Source organism: Kluyvera sp. CRP (assembly GCF_019930565.1).
Taxonomy (GTDB): Bacteria; Pseudomonadota; Gammaproteobacteria; order Enterobacterales; family Enterobacteriaceae; genus Kluyvera; species Kluyvera georgiana_A.
Genome location: NZ_CP082841.1, coordinates 1,777,859 through 1,798,647, shown reverse-complemented (window position 1 = coordinate 1,798,647; position 20,789 = coordinate 1,777,859). Strand labels below are relative to the sequence as shown.

18 protein-coding genes are annotated in these 20,789 nt (G+C 54.5%); 9 read left to right on the top strand and 9 right to left on the bottom strand.

The annotated features are described in order from the left end of the window. Window positions 1-3 precede the first annotated feature (3 nt). Genes K7B04_RS08470 through K7B04_RS08460 form a run of 3 tightly spaced genes read right to left on the bottom strand, consistent with a single transcriptional unit; the run spans window position 4 to window position 2,997 of the window. Window positions 4-831, bottom strand: a complete 828-nt coding sequence (locus tag K7B04_RS08470; protein WP_223803815.1) for a carbohydrate ABC transporter permease — start codon at window positions 829-831, stop codon at window positions 4-6. Further along, window positions 832-1,698 carry a sugar ABC transporter permease gene (locus tag K7B04_RS08465; protein WP_223803814.1) on the bottom strand — a complete coding sequence of 289 codons (867 nt, stop codon included), beginning with the start codon at window positions 1,696-1,698 and terminating at the stop codon, window positions 832-834. It lies immediately after the preceding gene. 9 nt (window positions 1,699-1,707) lie between these two features. Further along, window positions 1,708-2,997: an ABC transporter substrate-binding protein gene (locus K7B04_RS08460; protein ID WP_223803813.1), complete on the bottom strand. Its 1,290-nt coding sequence runs from the start codon at window positions 2,995-2,997 to the stop codon at window positions 1,708-1,710. Window positions 2,998-3,261: 264 nt separating this feature from the next. On the opposite strand from K7B04_RS08460, the gene K7B04_RS08455 reads away from it, so the two are divergent. The 4 genes from K7B04_RS08455 (at window position 3,262) to K7B04_RS08440 (ending at window position 8,893) form a co-directional block, all read left to right on the top strand. After that, window positions 3,262-4,251: a LacI family DNA-binding transcriptional regulator gene (locus K7B04_RS08455; RefSeq protein WP_249221870.1), complete on the top strand. Its 990-nt coding sequence runs from the start codon at window positions 3,262-3,264 to the stop codon at window positions 4,249-4,251. Between the two features lie 29 nt (window positions 4,252-4,280). Then, window positions 4,281-5,669, top strand: a complete 1,389-nt coding sequence (locus tag K7B04_RS08450; protein ID WP_223803811.1) for a phosphomannomutase CpsG — start codon at window positions 4,281-4,283, stop codon at window positions 5,667-5,669. Further along, window positions 5,666-6,736 carry a sn-glycerol-3-phosphate ABC transporter ATP-binding protein UgpC gene (gene ugpC, locus K7B04_RS08445; RefSeq protein WP_223803810.1) on the top strand — a complete coding sequence of 357 codons (1,071 nt, stop codon included), beginning with the start codon at window positions 5,666-5,668 and terminating at the stop codon, window positions 6,734-6,736. The genes K7B04_RS08450 and ugpC overlap by 4 nt, the downstream gene beginning before the upstream one ends. Before the next feature lie 138 nt (window positions 6,737-6,874). Beyond that, window positions 6,875-8,893, top strand: a complete 2,019-nt coding sequence (locus K7B04_RS08440; protein ID WP_163447852.1) for an NADPH-dependent 2,4-dienoyl-CoA reductase — start codon at window positions 6,875-6,877, stop codon at window positions 8,891-8,893. Between the two features lie 12 nt (window positions 8,894-8,905). Here the strand turns inward: K7B04_RS08440 and K7B04_RS08435 are convergent, their stop codons facing one another. The 3 genes from K7B04_RS08435 to rlmG all read right to left on the bottom strand — a co-directional run bounded on the left by K7B04_RS08435 (window position 8,906) and on the right by rlmG (window position 10,996). Further along, window positions 8,906-9,322, bottom strand: a complete 417-nt coding sequence (locus K7B04_RS08435) for a helix-turn-helix domain-containing protein (RefSeq protein WP_163447851.1) — start codon at window positions 9,320-9,322, stop codon at window positions 8,906-8,908. Next, window positions 9,319-9,633 carry a type II toxin-antitoxin system HigB family toxin gene (locus tag K7B04_RS08430; protein WP_163447850.1) on the bottom strand — a complete coding sequence of 105 codons (315 nt, stop codon included), beginning with the start codon at window positions 9,631-9,633 and terminating at the stop codon, window positions 9,319-9,321. Before K7B04_RS08430 ends, K7B04_RS08435 begins: the two co-directional genes overlap by 4 nt. 226 nt (window positions 9,634-9,859) lie before the next feature. Then, window positions 9,860-10,996, bottom strand: a complete 1,137-nt coding sequence (gene rlmG / locus K7B04_RS08425) for a 23S rRNA (guanine(1835)-N(2))-methyltransferase RlmG (protein ID WP_163447849.1) — start codon at window positions 10,994-10,996, stop codon at window positions 9,860-9,862. 83 nt (window positions 10,997-11,079) lie between these two features. On the opposite strand from rlmG, the gene K7B04_RS08420 reads away from it, so the two are divergent. From K7B04_RS08420 to sstT, 4 genes are all read left to right on the top strand, one after another. After that, window positions 11,080-11,580 carry a M48 family metallopeptidase gene (locus tag K7B04_RS08420; protein WP_064542149.1) on the top strand — a complete coding sequence of 167 codons (501 nt, stop codon included), beginning with the start codon at window positions 11,080-11,082 and terminating at the stop codon, window positions 11,578-11,580. Between the two features lie 72 nt (window positions 11,581-11,652). Continuing rightward, window positions 11,653-12,630: a Gfo/Idh/MocA family oxidoreductase gene (locus tag K7B04_RS08415; RefSeq protein ID WP_163447848.1), complete on the top strand. Its 978-nt coding sequence runs from the start codon at window positions 11,653-11,655 to the stop codon at window positions 12,628-12,630. Between the two features lie 268 nt (window positions 12,631-12,898). Beyond that, window positions 12,899-13,867, top strand: a complete 969-nt coding sequence (locus K7B04_RS08410) for a TerC family protein (RefSeq protein ID WP_163447847.1) — start codon at window positions 12,899-12,901, stop codon at window positions 13,865-13,867. A 279-nt stretch (window positions 13,868-14,146) separates the two neighbouring features. Further along, window positions 14,147-15,397, top strand: coding sequence for a serine/threonine transporter SstT (gene sstT, locus K7B04_RS08405; RefSeq protein WP_163447846.1), 1,251 nt, complete (start codon window positions 14,147-14,149; stop codon window positions 15,395-15,397). 19 nt (window positions 15,398-15,416) lie between these two features. Here the strand turns inward: sstT and K7B04_RS08400 are convergent, their stop codons facing one another. The 3 genes from K7B04_RS08400 to uxaC all read right to left on the bottom strand — a co-directional run bounded on the left by K7B04_RS08400 (window position 15,417) and on the right by uxaC (window position 18,969). Beyond that, on the bottom strand, window positions 15,417-15,968 hold the full coding sequence (locus K7B04_RS08400; protein WP_163447845.1) for a YgjV family protein: 552 nt from the start codon (window positions 15,966-15,968) through the stop codon (window positions 15,417-15,419). 85 nt (window positions 15,969-16,053) lie between these two features. Next, window positions 16,054-17,541: an altronate dehydratase family protein gene (locus tag K7B04_RS08395; RefSeq protein ID WP_064542134.1), complete on the bottom strand. Its 1,488-nt coding sequence runs from the start codon at window positions 17,539-17,541 to the stop codon at window positions 16,054-16,056. A gap of 15 nt (window positions 17,542-17,556) precedes the next feature. Further along, window positions 17,557-18,969 (bottom strand): glucuronate isomerase, encoded by a 1,413-nt coding sequence (gene uxaC / locus K7B04_RS08390; RefSeq protein ID WP_163447844.1) that lies wholly within the window; start codon window positions 18,967-18,969, stop codon window positions 17,557-17,559. Window positions 18,970-19,444: 475 nt separating this feature from the next. Between uxaC and K7B04_RS08385 the strand changes: the two genes are divergently transcribed. After that, the gene (locus K7B04_RS08385) at window positions 19,445-20,749 is read left to right on the top strand and encodes an MFS transporter (protein ID WP_064542128.1); all 1,305 of its coding nucleotides are present in this window, start codon (window positions 19,445-19,447) and stop codon (window positions 20,747-20,749) included. The last annotated feature ends 40 nt before the right edge of the window (window positions 20,750-20,789 follow it).

The following is a 20,789-nucleotide window of genomic DNA, read 5'->3' as shown; positions in this document are numbered from 1 at the left end:
TCCTTATTTCAGTGATAACGACATGCCCTGCAGGAAATATTTGCGGAAGAGGATAAACAGCACCACTACCGGCAACATCTGCACCACCGCGCCCGCCATCACCGGGCCAAGATAGACGCCGTAAGATTTACTGAACGTCGCCAGCAGTACCGAGAACGGCATTTTGTCGACGTCACGCATGACAATCAGGGGCCAGAGGAAGTTGTCCCACGAGCTGGAGAAGGTAAATAACGCGACGATGGCCAGAATCGATTTGTTCAGCGGCATCATCACATGACGCAGAATCCCCCACAGACTGGCGTGATCGAGGCGCGCGGCATACAGATAGTCGTTCGGCGTTCCCTTGAAGCTCTGCGATACCATAAAGATCCCCCATGCGCTCATGGCGTAGGGCAGGATCATCGCACTATAACCGTTCACCAGCCCCAGCTCGCGCATCAGCACAAACTGCGGAATGATGAACATAAATACCGGAAAAACCATCTGTACAATCAGTAAGTTGCGGAAGGCATTTTTACCACGAAACTCGGTTTTCGCCAGCGCGTACCCCACCAGCATCGACGTCACGGTGACGCACAATGTTATGGTTATCGAGACAAACAGTGAGTTAAATAGCGTGCGCAGAAAAGGTTTGTCCGCACGATTGCTGTTATCAAACAGGAACGTGTAGTTTTCCAGCGTCAGATGGCCGGAAAACAGGCTCGTGGTATAGATCTCCGCCGTCGGCTTCAACGAAGAGATCGTCATCCAGATAAAGGGATACAGCCAGCTCAGCGCCAGTAAAAACATCACGGCATGAACTAACAGGCTCAGGGGAGTGAGTTTTTTCATTCACACAATCTCGATATTTTTTTCAAACAGTTTGCGGAAGACCCAGATAGCCAGGAAACTGCAGCCCGCCACAATAATCGACATCGTTGCCGCCCAGGTCGGTTTCATATTCTGGAACGCCGCTTCATACATCACCACCATCGGACTCGTGGTGCTATTCAGGGGACCACCGCCCGTAATTAAATAAGGCTCAGTGAAAATACTGAACGCGACAGTTATCGCCAGCACCATCACCATGACGATTTGCGGATTCATCATCGGCAGCGTAATAGCCCACCCCTGTTTAAACCGCCCGGTTTTATCCAGCATGGCCGCGCTGTAAATATCATTGGGAATAGCCTGCATCCCGGAAAAAAGAATAAGCCCGTAATAGCCGACAAATTTCCAGGTCACAATCAGTGCAATAGATAACATCGCACAGTCCGGATTCGTAAACCAGGGAACCGATACGCCGATACTTTCCCGTAAAAACTGATTTACCGGGCCATATTCGCTAAACAACTTAGAAAAAACGATGGAATAGGCCACTCCGGAAGAGATATTGGCTAATAAGAAACTCAGCGCAATAAAGCTTTTACCGTATTTAATTCGCCGCAGCCCGGCGGCAAACAGCAGCGAGGCGATAAAAACAATCGGAATATACCACATCAAAAAGCGACAGATATTCCACATTGAGGTCCAGAATAGAGCATCGTTAACGACGCCAAGCAGATTTTGTAGCCCCGAAAACCGGGGCGTACCAATAAACTGCCACTGCGTCACGCTAAGTACAATCAACCAGGCCAGCGGATAAAACCAAAACAACAAGGAATAACCGATCCAGGTGGAGGCCAACAGGCCTCCGGTGCGGGAATCATATCCAGCCATTATTCCCCCTTATTTCGCCAGCAAGGTGTTGATTTCCTGCTGAGACTGTTCAAGCGCTTTTGTCGGGGCCTCATTGTTGAAAATGACCCGCTCCAGCATCTGCGTCATGCTGCGCTGAATTTCTGTCGTTTGCGTCGTAGCGACCGGCGGCAGCGCGACGTCGACGTAAGAGGCAATGTCTTTCTCTAAAGGATTGTTAGCGAAATAGTCGGTAAACAGAGGGTTAGTCATCAGATCCGCGCGCGCTGGCGGCATTCCGGTCAGTTCAAGCCAGGCACGGTCATGCTCGGCGCTGCTGAACACCCACTGCATAAAGGCCCAGGCCTGCGTTTTGTGTTTGCTGGAGCTGAACATCACCATCCCTTTACTGTCGCCAAAGGTGTGCGGATGAGCGTCACCGTTTTCAGTCAGCATCGGGCCGATCTGGATAGTTTTCAACACATCAGGATACTGCTTACGATAGCGGGCAAGGTCCCACGGGCCGCGCGCGGAAGCCAGCACCTGGCCAGTTGCTAACGGATCGTCTGCGGAGGTGAAGTCGTAGCTGCTCCACTTGCTGTTAAACACTTTCCCCATAAACGTCAGCACCGCCTGACCCGCTGGATTGCCGAAGTCGGCTTTTTTATCCGCGATGTAGGATTTACCGCCGCTCTGCGCATAGTACAGCGGGATGAAGTCGAACCAACGCTCCCACCAGTTTTTCCCCGCCGTTAGCTGCATTACGTAACCGTGATTGTCCGCCGCACGACGCTCCGCCAGTTGATACAGTTCGTTATAGGTTGTCGGTACATGGTCAAATCCGTATTTCTTTAGCAGGTCGCCGCGCCACCACCAGACGATCGGATTCACATAGATAGGCAGTACGTTTTGCTGGCGGTTTAGTTTCCAGGCCGGAAGAATCGTCGACATCTGGCGCGTTTTAACCAGTTCATTAAAGCCGGGCATTTTCGACAAATCTTCAATTTGCCCTACGTCGACCAACTGACTGGCAAAGCCAATAAATATATTACTGGAAATATCAGGTTCCGTTCCGGAGGCGAGGGCATTCATGATTGCTTCTTCGGAACTATTCGCCGCAGGAATCGAGGTAAACTCGACGGGAGTATGGGCAGGGTCTTTATTCCACTCCGTAACCATTTTATTCCAGAAGGCTTCTTCATTTTCATTCGGCGCCACCCACATTTTAATGGGGGTTTTGGCATCGGCTTGCTCGTCCTTTTTATCATCAGGACCACAACCGGAAATACATAAGCTAAGTAATATTGACGCCGTTAATTTAGCAACCGCTGCAACTTTCACGATATTTCTCCCTAACTCTCAATAAGTGTTATTGGTTTACCGCTACCCTGCTTTGAATGGTGCGTAAGCTAACACCCCTTATTTATGTTTAACGTTAAACAAATCACAAAACTATTTTTGTTTAACGATAAACTCTGCCATCAACATTCAGCGGTAAAAAACAAATACATACATAATATGAATACAAAAAATAAAAAACCGGCAACAGACAAATATAAAAAAGAAAAAACAGCGGCAATAACAATAAAATCATTGGCCAAAGAAATGGGTATATCCCATACCACCATCTCAAATGCATGGAATAATCCCGAAAAACTGTCTATTGAATTGCGTGAGCGCATTTTACGTTATGCGCAGAAAGTCGGATTTCAGGGGCCGGATAAGCTGGCGCGAGCGTTGAGGACAGGAAAATCAGACACCATCGGCGTAATTTTCAATGATTCGATGAGCTATGTGTTTATCGACCCACATGATATTAAGCTGATGCGCGGAATCGCCGTACGCTGTGAAGCGCAAAATATCAATCTGGTACTCATCCCTCTGCGTAAAGGCGCTTCCCACAAAACGCCGTCGCTGACCACGCTGGTTGACGGCTATATTCTCAACGCCACGCATAATAGCGCCGCGGTGATTCAGCAAACGCTCACACGTCGCCTTCCGGTTGTCACACTCGACTTCCAGCTTCCGCAGTACAGCAGCGTATCGATCGATAACGCCAGCGCGATGCGCGATATCGCCGCCTATTTACTCAACAAAGGGCATCAGCGCTTCGGCATCATCGCCTTCTCTTCACACCCCGGCGCACAGGGAATGCGGCATCTTGAACACGCCATTTCAGGCGATAACACGCTGATGCTGACACGCGTTAACGCCTGCCGCGAGGTCTTTCGCCAGCATGCCATTCCGCTCTCCGACTGCTGGCTGTACGAAACGCAGCACGATGAGCAACACGGCGAGCTGGCTGCAGAAGCGCTGCTCACCGCACACCCGGAAATTAGCGCGCTAATTTGCCTCTCAGACCGCTTTGCGCTCGGCGCGGTGAACTACTGCCAGCGCCACCGCCTTGCTATCCCACAGCGGGTGGCGATTACCGGCTTCGACAATATCATCCCCGAAGTGAACGGTATTGGCCTTACCACCATTGCGCAGGATGCGGAACGCAAAGGCGAAATTGCCGTGGAATTACTCCTCACTAACGGGCCTGTTACCCACCATGCGCTGGAATACCAGCTCATCGCGCGGGAGAGCGCCTGAATGCACATTGCTTAACAGAAGAGTGGATTATGGATGAACTAACCTGTTTTAAAGCCTACGACATTCGCGGTGAAGTCGGCGTCTCTCTCACGCCGGACATCGCCTTTCGCATTGGTCGCGCTTACGCCGCATGGCTGCACCCCAGGCGCGTAGTTGTCGGTGCCGACGTTCGCCTGAGTTCAGAAGCGCTGAAAACAGCGCTGTCCGAAGGGCTTATCGCCAGCGGCGTTGACGTCATTGATATCGGTCTGTGCGGCACCGAAGAGATCTATTTCGCCACCCGTGAGCTGCGGGCAGACGGCGGTATCCAGGTCACCGCCAGCCATAATCCCGCCCAGTACAACGGTATGAAACTGGTGCGCGAAGAGGCTCGCCCCATCAGTAATGACAATGGCCTGCTGGAGATAAAATCGCTGGCCGAAAAAAACAACTTTGCTCCCGTCGTTCATCGCGGTCACCTTCTGCCGTTTGATAACCGACCGGCCTGGGTAAACTGCCTGCTGCGTTTCCTTAAGCACCCGCTCACGCGCCCCCTACGCATTGTGACCAATGCCGGGCATGGTAACGCGGGGCCTGCGCTTGACGCGCTCGCCGACGGGCTGGCGCGTACGGGCGTACAGATTGAACTTATTCGCCTGTACCATGAGCCAGACGGCCGTTTTCCCGCGGGAGTCCCCAACCCGATGCTGACGGAAAACCGCCTCGTCACCCAGCAGGCGGTTATCGATAATAAGGCCGATTTCGGCATCGCCTGGGACGGCGATTTCGACCGCTGCTTTTTCTTCGATGAATGTGGCTGCTTTATTGAGAGCTACTACCTGGTTGGCCTGTTTGCCGAACACTTCCTGCGGCGATCCGCTGGCAGTCGCATCATTCTGGACCCGCGTCTGACATGGAATACGCTGGACGTTGTGGCTCGCGGCGGAGGAATCCCGGTCATCAGTAAAACCGGCCATGCATTTATCAAAGCACGCATGCGTAAAGAGGATGCCATTTACGGCGGTGAAATGAGTGGCCATCACTATTTTCGCGATTTTGGCTACTGCGATAGCGGGATGATTCCACTGGTCTTGATGCTGCAAATTATTAGCAACGGTAGTCTGCCGCTTTCACAGCGTATTGCCCATGCCCAGGCTCGTTATCCGGTCTCCGGCGAAATCAATTTATCCGTCGAGGATCCTGCAGCCATCTTAGAGCGCATGGCTGAACACTATCAATCAGCATCGCCGCTGCGTGATGATTGCGATGGCATAAGCCTGGCTTTCGCCGACTGGCGCTTTAATCTTCGCGCCTCCAACACCGAACCGCTGTTGCGGCTGAACGTAGAAACCCGTGGCGATGCCACTCTGCTCGCCGAAAAAACCGATGAACTATTAACGCTTATTGCCGCCCAACGCAGCGCGAAGGAGACGCTATGACAGCCCTTTCACTCAGCAATATTCATAAGCAATATGACAAATCCACCATCATTGAGAACCTCTCGCTGGAAATCGCCTCTGGTGAATTTATCGTGCTGGTTGGGCCCTCCGGTTGTGGTAAATCCACGCTGTTGCGCATGATTGCCGGGTTGGAAATGCCCGATGGCGGCAAACTGATGATGGGTGAGAAAGAGGTCACCCATCTGCCCGCCGGGAAGCGCAGCCTATCGATGGTGTTCCAGTCCTATGCGCTCTATCCGCATATGACGGTGCGGGAGAACCTCTCTTTTGGCCTGCGCAATATTCATACCCCGCCTGCGGAAATCGCGCGGCGTATTGCTCACGCCGCATCGATGCTAAAGCTGGATGAGATGCTTGACCGACTGCCGCAAAACCTCTCTGGCGGCCAGCGCCAGCGCGTAGCGATTGGCCGCTCTATCGTTCAGCAGCCGGACCTGTTTCTGTTCGACGAACCGCTGTCAAACCTTGACGCCGCCCTGCGCGTGGAGATGCGCCAGGAAATTCAACAGCTGCATAATACGCTGAAAAACACCATGATTTATGTCACTCACGATCAGGTGGAAGCGATGACGCTCGCCGATCGTATCGTGGTGCTGTATAAGGGCAAAATTGAGCAGGTTGGCACGCCTCTCGAACTGTACAACACGCCGGCAAACCTGTTTGTCGCCGAATTTATCGGCACGCCAAAGATTAACGTTCTGCCTGCCGTCTGGCATCAGGGTGCTCTGCACATAGCCGATGACATCATCTTTCCGCTCTCCCGTCAGCCGCTCGGCGTTCGTGAAAACGACAAGATGTTCGTCGCCATTCGTCCGGAGCATATGCAGTACCAGCAGCCAGGCGATTTCAGCCTGAGTGGGCGAACCCGGTTGTGCGAACTGCAGGGCGACTCCACGCTGGTATGGCTCGATGTCGGCGGACATTCAATGTGTCTGAAATCGTTCCAGCAATTGAGTTTCCCGGTACAAAGCCCGCTAACCCTAACGGTACAGGAATCAAATCTTCACCTGTTTGATTCCATTGGAAAACGCGTCACTTTTGCCTGAATGGCGCCCTCGCGCTGCGGGGGCGTTCTTTGAATCCCATCACAATCATTGCATTCCCCTTTTCCCTTTTCGGCGCCGACGGCTAAATTAGTAACTCATCCGACCACATAACAATAATTTCACATACTGGACATCCTTATGAGCTATCCGTCGCTGTTCGCCCCGCTCGATCTGGGTTTTACCCAGCTGAAAAACCGTGTGCTGATGGGTTCGATGCATACCGGGCTGGAGGAGTACCCTGACGGCGCTGAGCGCCTGGCGGCCTTCTACGCCGAACGCGCACGTCACGGCGTGGCGCTGATCGTCAGCGGCGGGATAGCGCCGGATCCCACCGGTGTGGGGATGGCGGGCGGCGCAATGCTGAATGACGTCAGCCAACTGCCGCACCACCGCACGATTACCGATGCCGTACATCAGGAAGGTGGCAAAATTGCGCTGCAAATTCTGCACACTGGCCGCTACAGCTATCAACCAAACCTCGTCGCCCCTTCGGCGCTTCAGGCGCCGATCAATCGCTTTACGCCGCGCGAACTGACGCATGAGGGTATTCTGGGGCTGATCGACGACTTCGCACGCTGCGCCCAGCTGGCGCGGGAGGCGGGCTATGACGGTGTGGAAGTGATGGGCTCAGAAGGCTATCTGATTAACGAATTTCTCGCCGCACGCACCAACCTGCGCGACGATCAATGGGGCGGCGACTACGACAACCGCATGCGCTTTGCCGTCGAAGTGGTGCGAGCCGTACGTCAGCGCGTCGGGAAAGATTTTATTATTATCTACCGTCTGTCGATGCTGGATCTCGTGGACAATGGCGGCACCTTTGATGAAACCGTCCGCCTCGCCCAGGCGATCGAAGCTGCGGGCGCGACAATCATCAATACCGGGATCGGCTGGCACGAAGCGCGGATCCCGACCATTGCCACGCCGGTACCGCGCGGCGCCTTTAGCTGGGTCACGCGCAAATTAAAAGGACGGGTGACTATTCCACTGGTTACCACCAACCGTATTAACGATCCGCAGGTTGCCGACGATATTCTGGCGCGCGGCGATGCCGATATGGTGTCGATGGCCCGTCCGTTCCTCGCCGATGCCGAGCTGCTCTCCAAAGCGCAGTCGGGACGCGCCGATGAGATCAACACCTGTATTGGCTGCAACCAGGCCTGCCTCGATCAGATCTTTGTCGGCAAGGTGACGTCTTGCCTGGTTAACCCTCGCGCTTGTCACGAAACCAAAATGCCGATCCTTCCGGCGACTACGCGTAAAAATCTGGCGGTTGTCGGCGCTGGCCCTGCGGGGCTGGCGTTTGCCATCAACGCCGCCGCGCGCGGTCATCAGGTAACGCTGTTCGACGGTAGCGCAGAGATCGGCGGGCAATTTAATGTCGCCAAACAGATCCCCGGCAAAGAAGAGTTTTACGAAACGCTGCGCTATTACCGCCGGATGATCGACGTCACCGGTGTGACGTTGAGGTTGAATCATCGCGTCACCGCAGACGATCTGCTCAACTTTGATGAAACGATCCTTGCCACCGGGATCACCCCACGCACACCGCCTATTGAAGGCATTGATCATCCAAAAGTTCTGACCTATCTGGACGTGCTGCGCGATAAAGCGCCGGTAGGCCAGCGGGTGGCGATTATCGGCTGCGGCGGTATTGGTTTTGATACAGCGATGTATCTCAGCCAGCCGGGTGACCCAACCAGCCAGAATATTGCCGAGTTCTGCGTGGAATGGGGTATTGATACCAGCCTGCAGCAGGCAGGCGGCCTGCGTCCTGAGGGGCCGCATCTGGCCCGCAGCCCGCGGCAGATTGTGATGCTGCAGCGTAAGGCCAGCAAGCCGGGCGAAGGGTTAGGTAAAACCACCGGCTGGATCCATCGCACTACCCTACTTTCTCGCGGCGTGAAGATGATCCCGGCGGTCAGCTATCAGAAGATCGATGATGCGGGGCTGCATGTTGAGATCGGCGGCGAGCCGCAGCTGCTGGCGGTCGATAACGTGATTATCTGCGCCGGTCAGGAGCCAAACCGCACGCTGCAAGCACCCCTGCTGGCGGCGGGCAAGACGGTGCACTTAATTGGCGGCAGTGACGTAGCGGGCGAACTGGATGCCCGACGGGCGATTGCGCAGGGGACGAAGCTGGCGCTGAAAATTTAATGCCTTTCATTATTAATCAATAAATAACGCTGGTGAAATACCAAATCGGGCAGCCAACTTTTTGGCATGATCCAGCGTGAGTTTGCGTTGCCCATTTAACACGCGCGACACCATCGACTTGCTGCCAATCTCTGGCAAATCAGACAGTGTAAGACCGTATTGATCCATAAGAGTACGGATCACAGAGAGCCCTGCCGGCATGACATCACGTTGCGCATTAAACTCCGCAAACTCTGGTGACGCGTTCTCCCAAGCGCTGATTTTGGCACAAACCAAATCCAGTAAGGGATTATCAGGATCGTTTAACAGCAGATGATCGACAAACGCCAGCGCCTCTGCGTACTGCTCATCATTCTGAATACCCGCCAAAAAAGGCGCAACTGCCGTTAACTTTTCACCCGCTTTCAGGATATCTGCAATCACCATCATTTTTTCCCCTTAGTTCGATGCGCCGCCGTGAAGATGTCATATTCCTTATGGGTAAACACATGGCGTATGTAGCATTTTTGCGTTTCAAAAAAGAGCATTGCGACCACACGCAGTTCGTTTCGCCCAATGTTAATGACATAGTGTTTATCCAGATATTTAAAATTATCCAGAGAGGGAAACACCGCTTTTAGTGCTGTGGGCGTTCTGAAATACCCTTTTGCTAACACATTTCCCAGAGCCACGAGTTCCGTTTTATGTTGCGGAAATTTATCCCCCGCATCTTTCAGTGCTTTCAGTGTTATGAGGTGCATTCTTCATCAGGTCCGTTGACAAATTGGCAATATCATAGCAGGGGTTGCCATTTTGGCAACATTATCTGCCCTAGTGAGTGGCAACGACATTACGTCAAAAACCACCAGGCACAATGGGGGAAGCCTATTTAGAGAGGGGGAAATGTATGATTTGCGAGCACGATTCCAACAGAATGCCGGATAAAGCGGCTACGCCACTATCCGGCATTTTACGCCGTTAACCGTATTAACGACGACGACCTAACTTCACCGCTTTCAGAATCACAAACTTATTATTCGTCGCGATAGTCTCGCAGTTGCCAAAAATCTTCTTCAGCTTGTGGAAGTAGTCGAGGTGACGGTTGGCCACGATATACAGTTCGCCGTTGATCTTCAGGCAGCGGCGGGCGTGGTGGAACATCTCCCAGGCGATATTATCGGTCAGCGCGTGCTTCTGGTGGAACGGCGGGTTGCAGAACACTGCGTTGAAGCGGAACGGCTCGACGCCGGAGAGCGCGTTGTTAATCATAAACTCACTGCGATCCAGCGCATCCGGCAGGTTCGTCTCCACGTTCAGGCGGCTGGAGGCCACCGCCATCGGCGACTCATCAACAAACACCACCTGCGCCTGCGGGTTTTTCGCCAGCAGGGTCATGCCCAGTACGCCGTTGCCGCAGCCGAGATCCACAATCTCCCCTTCCAGGTTTTCCGGCAGGTACTGCATAAAGAAGCGCGCGCCGATATCCAGCCCGGTACGGGAGAAGACGTTCGCGTGGTTGTGGATGGTCCAGTCGGTGCCTTCCAGCTTCCAGCTCAGGGTTTGTGCGGCGTCGGCCAGCGCCGGTTTGGTAAAGGTGCCGTTAATCAGACGCGCCTTTTTCCATGCCAGCGTGGTGGTGGTTGGGCCCAGAACCTTCTCGAACAGTTCCAGCGTCGAGGTGTGGATGTCGCGCGCTTTCGCCCCGGCGATAATGCGCGTTTCTGGCGTTACCACTTCGCGCAACGCGCGCAGCTGCTGCTCCAGCAGCGCCATGGTTTTGGGGATTTTAATCAGCACGACGCCGGGCGCCTGCGGGTATTCCGCGGTGCTGTCGAGGAACTTCACGCTCGACTCGGCAATGTCGTTGTGGCGCAGGTTTTCACGGGTCGCCAGCTCGCTTAAATAGGAGTCGCCAATGCTGTACGGCGTATGCTCAGCCAGCGCACAGGCCAGCGCGCCAAAGGTATCATTCAGGATCAGCACCGGGCCGCTAATCTCGGTATCGTCCAGCTGTTGCAGCAGATATTCATCCGCCGCTTCCCACGCCAGCAGCGGGTTAACGTCGTCCGTCTCCGGGAAACGTTTAAGTGTCAGTGAACGGAAACCGTTGTCTGTGTGGCTCATCGGCCCTCCTGAATGGTAAAATTTCGGCTTATCCCTGAAAAGGGTGCGTGAGTATACACTTTTTATGATTGGCATGGGTGAAGATGAACCAACTAACTTACCTCCAGGGCTACCCGGAACACCTGCTTTCTCAGGTGCGCACGCTGATTGCTGAACAGCGTCTGGGGGCTGTGCTGGAAAAACGCTATCCGGGCGCGCACGATTTCGCCACCGATAAAGCGCTCTGGCAGTACACCCAGGATCTGAAAAGCCAGTATCTGCGCAACGCGCCGCCGATCAATAAAGTCATGTACGACAACAAGATCCACGTATTGAAAAACGCGCTGGGGCTACACACCGCCGTGTCGCGCGTTCAGGGCGGCAAGCTGAAAGCGAAAGCCGAGATCCGCGTCGCGACCGTTTTCCGTACTGCGCCGGAACCCTTTCTGAAGATGATCGTGGTGCATGAGCTGGCGCATCTGAAAGAAAAAGATCACAACAAAGCGTTCTACCAGCTGTGCTGCCATATGGAGCCGCAGTACCACCAACTGGAGTTTGATACCCGCCTTTGGCTGACGCACCTTTCGTTAAAGGAAACTGCGTAGTCGGGCACTGGCAATGTCATAAAGGCGTGTTACATTGACGACAGAATCCCTTTATGGAGCCTGAAGGCGTTTATGATACGTTTCGCTGTGATTGGAACAAACTGGATCACCCGCCAGTTTGTCGATGCCGCCCATGAGACCGGCAAGTACAAGTTGACCGCCGTCTATTCCCGCAGCCTTGAACAGGCGCAAAGCTTCGCCAATGACTATCCCGTTGAGCACCTCTTCACCTCGTTAGAGGCGATGGCGCAAAGCGACGTTATTGATGCGGTATATATTGCCAGCCCAAACTCGCTGCACGCGCCGCAAACCGAGCTGTTCCTGCGCCATAAAAAGCACGTCATCTGCGAGAAGCCGCTGGCTTCTAATATTGACGAAGCCGAGCGGGTGATCGCCGCGGCCCGCGAAAATCAGGTGGTGCTGTTCGAAGCGTTCAAAACCGCCAGCCTGCCGAACTTCCAGCAGCTCCAGCAGGCGCTGCCGAAACTCGGGCAGATTCGTAAGGCGTTTATCAACTACTGCCAGTACTCCTCGCGCTACCAGCGCTATCTCGATGGCGAAAACCCAAATACCTTTAACCCGGCCTTCTCCAATGGCTCGATTATGGATATCGGTTTTTACTGCCTGGCCTCCGCCATCGCGCTGTGGGGAGAGCCGCAGCAGATTCAGGCTTCAGCCAGCCTGCTGGAGAGCGGCGTGGATGCCCACGGCGTTGTGATGCTGGACTACGGTGACTTCAGCGTAACGCTGCAACACTCGAAAGTCAGCGACTCTACCCTGCCAAGCGAAATTCAGGGAGAAGCGGGCGCGCTGGTGATTGAAAAAATCTCCGAATGCCAGAAAGTCTCCTTCGTGCCGCGCGGCAGTAAAGCGCAGGATCTCAGTCAGCCGCAGCATATTAATACTATGCTGTATGAAGCCGAGGAGTTTGCACGCCTGGTCGAAAACAACGAAGTTGACCACCCGGGGCTGGAAGTCAGCCGCATCACCGCCAAAGTTCAGACCGAGATTCGTCGCCAGACTGGCGTCGTCTTCCCGGCGGATGCGTAAAGCAACGTAAACGGATATTGTCGGCCATTGACGAAATCAATGGCCTGTCATATTTTGTTACCTGCAAAGGGGAGTAACTTCCTTGTCGGTGGATCGTCATTACGATACGTGAAAACGTATCCGGTCGCCGGGCAACGAAAAAGGAATGCGTCAGCGCATTCTTTTTTTGTTGTAAGTGAGACCTTGCCGGAAGGCGAGGTCTATGCATAAAAAGCAACGGCTATCGTCTTCTGACGTTAGCCGTTTTTTTATGCGTAAGGAAATTTCTATGAATACTGTCGGCACACCGTTGCTCTGGGGCGGATTCGCTGTCGTCGTGGTTATCATGCTGGCCATCGACCTGTTTTTACAGGGACGTCGCGGCGCTCACACCATGTCCATGAAGCAGGCAGCAAGCTGGTCGCTGGTCTGGGTCACCCTCTCATTACTGTTTAACGCCGCATTCTGGTGGTATCTGGTGCAGACTCAAGGCCGCGCGGTGGCCGACCCTCAGGCGCTGGCGTTCCTCACTGGCTACCTGATCGAGAAATCGCTGGCGGTAGATAACGTCTTCGTCTGGCTGATGCTTTTCAGCTACTTCTCGGTGCCTGCCGCGTTGCAGCGTCGAGTGCTGGTGTACGGCGTTCTGGGCGCGATCGTACTGCGTACCATCATGATCTTCGCCGGTAGCTGGCTGATCTCCCAGTTTGAATGGCTGCTGTACGTTTTCGGCGCGTTTCTGCTGTTTACCGGCATCAAGATGGCGCTGGCGAAAGAAGATGAAGGCGGGATCGGCGATAAACCGCTGGTACGCTGGCTGCGCAGCCACCTACGCATGACCGACAAGATCGAGAACGAGCACTTCTTCACGCGTAAAAATGGCGTACTGTTCGCCACGCCGCTGCTGCTGGTGCTGATTCTGGTAGAACTGAGCGATGTGATCTTCGCGGTCGACAGTATCCCGGCTATCTTTGCGGTCACTACCGACCCGTTTATCGTACTGACATCTAACCTGTTCGCCATCCTCGGCCTGCGCGCGATGTACTTCCTGCTGGCAGGCGTGGCGGAGCGCTTCTCGATGCTGAAATACGGCCTGTCGGTGATTCTGGTGTTTATCGGCATTAAGATGTTGATCGTCGATTTCTACCATATCCCTATCTCGGTCTCGCTGGGCGTCGTCGGTGGGATTCTGACATTGACGCTGCTCATCAACGCCTGGGTAAATCACCGTCACGATCTAAAAGAAAAGAAAATGTAAATTCTTTCCCGGCCGAGGAAGCAACGCCGGGACTCGCCCCTTACCGCCCGGGGCTGGCGTAAACGCCTTACCCGGGCCGCTCCATCTTTTGATTGTCGTCACACGTTGTAAATTATTAGTTAAATAATATGACGCGTGGCGTAAATTTCAGCATTTTATGCTTCCCCAAACGAAGACTTTCCTTATACTCGATCGAGCAAACATATTTTTACATCCAGACATAAACGTAACAAATAATACGTCACTGGAAAGACACAACTCATCACTTTAAGGAATGCAATGATGACGAAACCTTCCGCATCATCCGGTTTTCTCCGTATTCTGACTCAGGGAAGTCTGGTGAAACAGATCCTGGTTGGGCTGATCCTGGGCATTATCCTGGCCCTCGTCTCTAAACCGGCCGCCATTGCCGCTGGCCTGCTTGGCACGCTATTCGTTGGCGCGCTGAAGGCCGTCGCGCCGGTACTGGTCTTGATGCTGGTGATGGCCTCCATCGCCAACCATCAACAGGGCCAAAAAACCAATATTCGCCCCATCCTGTTCCTCTATCTGCTGGGCACATTTGCCGCGGCATTAACCGCCGTGCTGTTTAGCTTCCTGTTCCCGTCCACGCTGCATTTAAGCGCGGCAGCAGAAGATATTGCGCCACCTTCCGGTATCGTCGAGGTGCTACGCGGCCTTCTGATGAGCATGGTTTCCAACCCGGTGAATGCGCTGCTGAACGCCAACTATATCGGTATTCTGGTGTGGGCGGTTGGCCTGGGCTTTGCGCTGCGCCACGGCAATGAGACCACTAAGAATCTGATCAACGACATCTCTAATGCCGTTACCTTTATGGTGAAACTGGTGATCCGCTTCGCGCCGCTGGGTATCTTCGGCCTGGTCTCTTCCACGCTGGCGACCACCGGCTTTAGCACCCTGTGGGGCTATGCGCAGCTGCTGCTGGTGTTGATTGGCTGTATGCTGCTGGTGGCGCTGGTGATCAACCCGCTGCTGGTGTACTGGAAAATTCGCCGTAACCCGTACCCGCTGGTGATGGCCTGCCTGCGCGAAAGCGGCGTCTACGCTTTCTTCACCCGCAGTTCAGCGGCCAACATTCCGGTGAACATGGCGCTGTGTGAAAAGCTGAATCTGGACAAAGATACCTACTCGGTCTCTATTCCGCTGGGGGCGACCATCAACATGGCCGGTGCGGCGATCACCATCACCGTGCTGACGCTGGCGGCGGTCAACACGCTGGGTATTCCGGTCGATTTACCAACCGCACTGTTGTTAAGCGTGGTGGCTTCTCTGTGTGCCTGCGGGGCTTCCGGCGTGGCGGGCGGCTCACTGCTGCTGATCCCACTGGCCTGCAACATGTTCGGTATCCCTAACGATGTCGCCATGCAGGTCGTGGCCGTGGGCTTTATTATCGGCGTATTGCAGGATTCATGCGAAACCGCGCTGAACTCGTCGACCGACGTTCTGTTCACCGCGGCAGCCTGCCAGGCAGAAGATGCTCGCCTGGAGAAAAACGCGCTCCGTAGCTAATCCCATCTCCCCTCCGCCGTCAGGTGGAGGGGTTTTCTTCCTGTACTTTCTTTTCCACCTTGAACGGGTCGATACCTTTACGCTGCATGCGCCAGAAACGAATGATATTCAGGCCGTTCATCACCAGAAAACTCCCCTCAATCAACGTGCCGCCAATCGAGCCAAGCCAGAAGTTGTGAATCACCCAGCAGGCGGTTGAACACCACATCACGCAGCGTACCGTCAGCCCTTTACAGCGAAACAGCGCCCAGGTACTGGCGACGGTCCCGGCAATCGGCAGCAGCTCCATCGCATGCTGCAATTTGCTGAGGCCGAGGATAAGGGTCAGCGCGATAAACACAAACATCACCCAAATACGGCGCGTATAGACCGAAATGAGGGTACGGATGACGTTGAGTTCAGCGCTCATCCCCGCGGGAAACGCGCCCATCAGAAAGAAGTGCACGCCGATAGTGGCGCTGTAGAGTGAAAGCTGAAACTTGAAGCGTCGTTCGTCGCGGTTGATAAAGGTGGTGATACCGATTAAAAACGCCAGAACGCCCACGCCCTGGGCAAGCCAATACGCAGTCATGGAAGGGGATCCCTGTTAAGCATGCATAAAAAAACGGCGCTTCAGAAGATGAAACGCCGTTTTATCGTATCAGATCACATTTTTATTACAACGTGACGCCGCTCTTAAAGATAGCCAGTTCGCGGAAGTCATTACGCTCGTTGCAGGTCTGCTTGCCGTTAGCGAAGTCGACGATGACGTCAACAAACTCTTCCAGCAGTTGCGGCATCGCTTTACCGTGAATCAGTTGGCCCGCGTTGAAGTCGATCCAGTGTTTCTTCTTCTCCGCCAGTTCGCTGTTAGTGGCAATTTTCACCGTCGGCACAAAACCGCCGTAAGGCGTACCGCGACCGGTACTGAACAGCACCATATGACAGCCCGCGCCCGCTAAGGCACTGGTCGCCACCGCGTCGTTACCCGGCGCGCTCAGCAGGTTCAGACCCGGCGTTTTCAGGCGTTCGCCGTAACGCAGAACATCAACCACCTTGCTGGAACCCGCTTTCTGAGTACAGCCGAGCGATTTGTCTTCCAGCGTGGTAATACCGCCCGCTTTGTTGCCTGGCGATGGGTTCTCGTAGATCGGCTGGTCGTGGGCAATGAAGTACTGCTTGAAGTCATTGACCATGGTCACCAGCTTGCCGAACGTTTCTTCATCGCGGCAGTGATCCATCAGCAATTGCTCTGCGCCAAACATTTCCGGCACTTCGGTCAGTACCGTGGTACCGCCATTGGCAATCACGTAGTCGGAGAAACGTCCCAGCATCGGGTTGGCGGTAATGCCGGACAGGCCGTCGGACCCGCCGCACTCCAGACCAAACTTCAGCTCGCTCAGTTTGCCCGGCTCGCGTTTGTCGTTACGCATCACGTTGTACAGCTGATGGAGATGTTCGATCCCCGCTTCCACTTCGTCTTCCTGGTGTTGGCAGACCATAAAGTGAACGCGTTCAGGATCGAACTCGCCAAGGGTTTCACGGAACGCATCAACCTGGTTGTTTTCGCAGCCCAGGCCCACCACCAGCACGGCACCCGCATTAGGATGGCGCACCATGTTTTGCAGCATGGTGCGGGTGTTGATGTGGTCATCACCCAGCTGTGAGCAGCCGTAGGTGTGGCTGAAGAGATGCACGCCGTCGATACCTTCGGCGTCATTCGTCTCTTTCAGAAAACGATTCTGCATCTGGCGTGCCATCGCGTTGACGCAGCCAACGGTCGGCAGGATCCACAGTTCGTTACGCACCCCTACATCACCGTTCGCGCGGCGGTAAATCTGCACGTCGCGATCGGCCGCTTGGGCAACTTCCGCCTGGAAATCAGGGTGGTAGCTATACGTGTCCAGGTCGCTCAGATTCGTGCGCGTGTTGTGAGCGTGAATATGCTCACCCGCCGCCACGTCCACCAGCGTATGACCGATTGGCAAACCGTATTTAATGACGTTTTCACCTTTCGCGATATCGCGTAAAGCGAATTTATGGCCACGAGAGACCGCCTGGCGCAGGGTTACTGTCTGCCCATCAACGGTGACTTCGGTTCCTTCAGCCAAATCAGCGAGCGCTACCGCGACGTTATCCAGCGCATGGATCTTGATGTATTGCATACCTTCACCCAGACCTTAGTTCAGTTCAATGCCGAAGTAGTCACGCGCATTGTTAAAGCAAATGTTTTTCACCATCTCACCCAGCAGCTGGATGTCAGCAGGCGCTTCGCCCGCGGCAACCCAACGGCCAATCATCTGGCACAGAATACGGCGGAAGTATTCGTGACGGGTGTAAGACAGGAAGCTACGGCTGTCGGTCAGCATACCGACGAAGCGGCTCAGCAGGCCCAGCTGTGCCAGCTGAGTCATCTGACGTTCCATGCCGTCTTTCTGATCGTTGAACCACCAGCCGGAACCGAACTGCATCTTGCCCGGCATACCTTCGCCCTGGAAGTTACCGATCATGGTGCCCAACACTTCGTTATCGCGCGGGTTCAGGCAGTACAGGATGGTTTTCGGCAGCAGATTCTGTTCGTTCTGTTTGCTCAGCAGTTTGGACAGCTCTTCCGCCATCGGACGGTCGTTGATGGAGTCGAAGCCGACATCCGCGCCCAGCAGTTTGAACTGACGCAGGTTGTTATTACGCAGCGCGCCGATGTGGTACTGCTGTACCCATTCGCGACGTGCGTATTCAGCGCCGAGGAACACCAGCACGGCGGTTTTGAACTGCGCAACTTCGTGCTCGCTCAGGGTTTCACCCGCCAGGCGACGCGCCAGGATGCTGTCCAGCTCCGCTTCGTTGGATTCCGCAAACAGGACAACGTCCAGCGCGTGGTCGGACACTTTACAGCCGTGCGCGGCGAAGTGATCCAGACGCTTGGTCAGCGCGGTTTGCAGGTCGGCGAAACGACGGATTTCAGTGTCAGACACTTCGCCCAGTTTAGCCATATAGTCAGCGAAAGTGGCCTGCTCAATGTTGAAGGCTTTATCCGGGCGCCAGCTCGGCAGTACCTTCACGTCGAAAGAACCGTCTTTCGCAATGGTGGCGTGATGTTCGAGAGAATCGATCGGATCATCGGTGGTGCCGGCCATTTTCACGTTCATCTGCTTCATGATGCCGCGCGCGGAGAATTTGTCCTGCGCCAACAGCTCATTGCACTGATCCCAGATTTCATCTGCGGTAGTCGGAGACAGCAGTTTCCCTGTGATACCGAACGGGCGACGCAGTTCCAGGTGGGTCCAGTGGTATAACGGGTTCCCGATAGTGTGCGGTACGGTCGCCGCCCACGCGTCAAACTTCTCGCGATCGGACGCGTCGCCGGTACACAGGCGTTCCGCGACACCGTTGGTACGCATCGCGCGCCACTTGTAGTGGTCGCCTTTCAGCCAGATGTCATACAGGTTTTTAAAACGGTAATCTTCCGCAACCTGCTGCGGCGGCAGGTGGCAGTGATAGTCGAAAATCGGCTGGTCTTTTGCGTAGTCGTGGTACAAACGGCGAGCAAATTCGGTGTCTAACAGGAAATCTTCAGTCATAAACGGGGTCATTATCGTCTTCCTCTCAACGAGTGGGTCAGATGTTTATCTGTAATGCCGACAAAGTTATCACACCAATTTCGCCGAACCGAAGATTTTTTCGTGAGTTAGATCAATAAACCTTGACAAAAAATGACAGAAAAATCGCGAAAACGCCCCTGCAAGCCGCGCCACGCCTGGCCTGGCCTATCTACCCCTTAAACTCTATGGAAAATACCTCTTTTGTGACGGTATTCACCTTTTAAAGTTGTATGACAAGTTATCTTGCCCCCCGTCGAAACACATTGAACGACGGAATGTATTTGCGATGGTCGATACTGACACCTGATTGAGCGGTACGGATACCGAATTCAGCACACGTACTTACTGGCAAGTTCGGGCCGTACCGGGGAGCACTTCCACGGTAAGCCCTTCGAGAATGACATCCCCCGGCATAACGGGAAGATGGCTGCAGGACTCGCATTTATAACAACACGATGAGGTTTACATGCGTAAAATTAAAGGATTACGTTGGTACATGATTGCACTGGTGACGATGGGCACCGTGCTGGGTTACCTGACACGTAATACCGTGGCGGCAGCCGCGCCAACGCTGATGGCTGAGCTGCACATTTCCACACAACAATATTCATACATCATCGCTGCTTACTCCGCAGCTTACACCGTGATGCAGCCGGTTGCCGGCTATGTTCTGGATATCCTGGGTACCAAAATCGGTTACGCCTTCTTCGCCGTCGCATGGGCTATCTTCTGTGGCGCAACCGCGCTGGCAGGTAGCTGGGGCGGTCTGGCCGTGGCGCGTGGTGCGGTCGGTGCCGCAGAAGCTGCCATGATTCCTGCGGGCCTGAAGGCCAGCTCTGAGTGGTTCCCGGCGAAAGAGCGCTCTATCGCAGTAGGCTATTTCAACGTCGGTTCTTCTATCGGCGGCATGATTGCTCCGCCGCTGGTGGTATGGGCTATCGTGATGCACAGCTGGCAGATGGCGTTCATCATCTCCGGTGCGCTGAGCTTCATCTGGGCCATGTGCTGGCTGGTGTTCTACAAACACCCGCGCGATCAGAAAAAATTAACTGATGAAGAGCGCGAGTACATCATTGGCGGTCAGGAAGCGGCACACCAGACCAACAACGCGAAGAAAATGTCTCCGTGGCAGATCATTCAGACCCGTCGTTTCTGGGGTATCGCCCTGCCGCGTTTCCTGGCTGAACCAGCATGGGGTACCTTCAACGCCTGGATCCCGCTGTTCATGTTTAAAGTGTACGGCTTCGACCTGAAAGAAATCGCCATGTTTGCGTGGATGCCGATGCTGTTTGCTGACCTCGGCTGCGTTATCGGTGGTTACCTGCCGCCGCTGTTCCAGCGCTGGTTCGGCGTGAACCTGATTGTGTCCCGTAAAATGGTGGTTACCATGGGCGCACTGCTGATGATTGGCCCTGGCATGATCGGCCTGTTCACCAGCCCATATATTGCGATTGCTCTGCTGTGCCTCGGCGGCTTCGCTCACCAGTCTCTGTCCGGCGCGCTGATTACGCTCTCTTCTGACGTCTTCGGTCGTAACGAAGTGGCGACCGCGAACGGTCTGACCGGTATGGCGGCGTGGATGGCAAGCACCATGTTTGCCCTGGTGGTGGGTGCGCTGGCTGATACCATCGGCTTCAGCCCGCTGTTCGCCGTACTGGCAATCTTTGACCTGTTAGGCGCGCTGGTTATCTGGACCGTCCTGCAGAACAAGCAGGCTGACGATGGCCAATCCGGCCAGAATCGTCCGGCCCAGCAGGCCACGCAAAACTAATCTGCGACCGAAGTTTGTTTTCGCTCAAGCCGCCTTGATC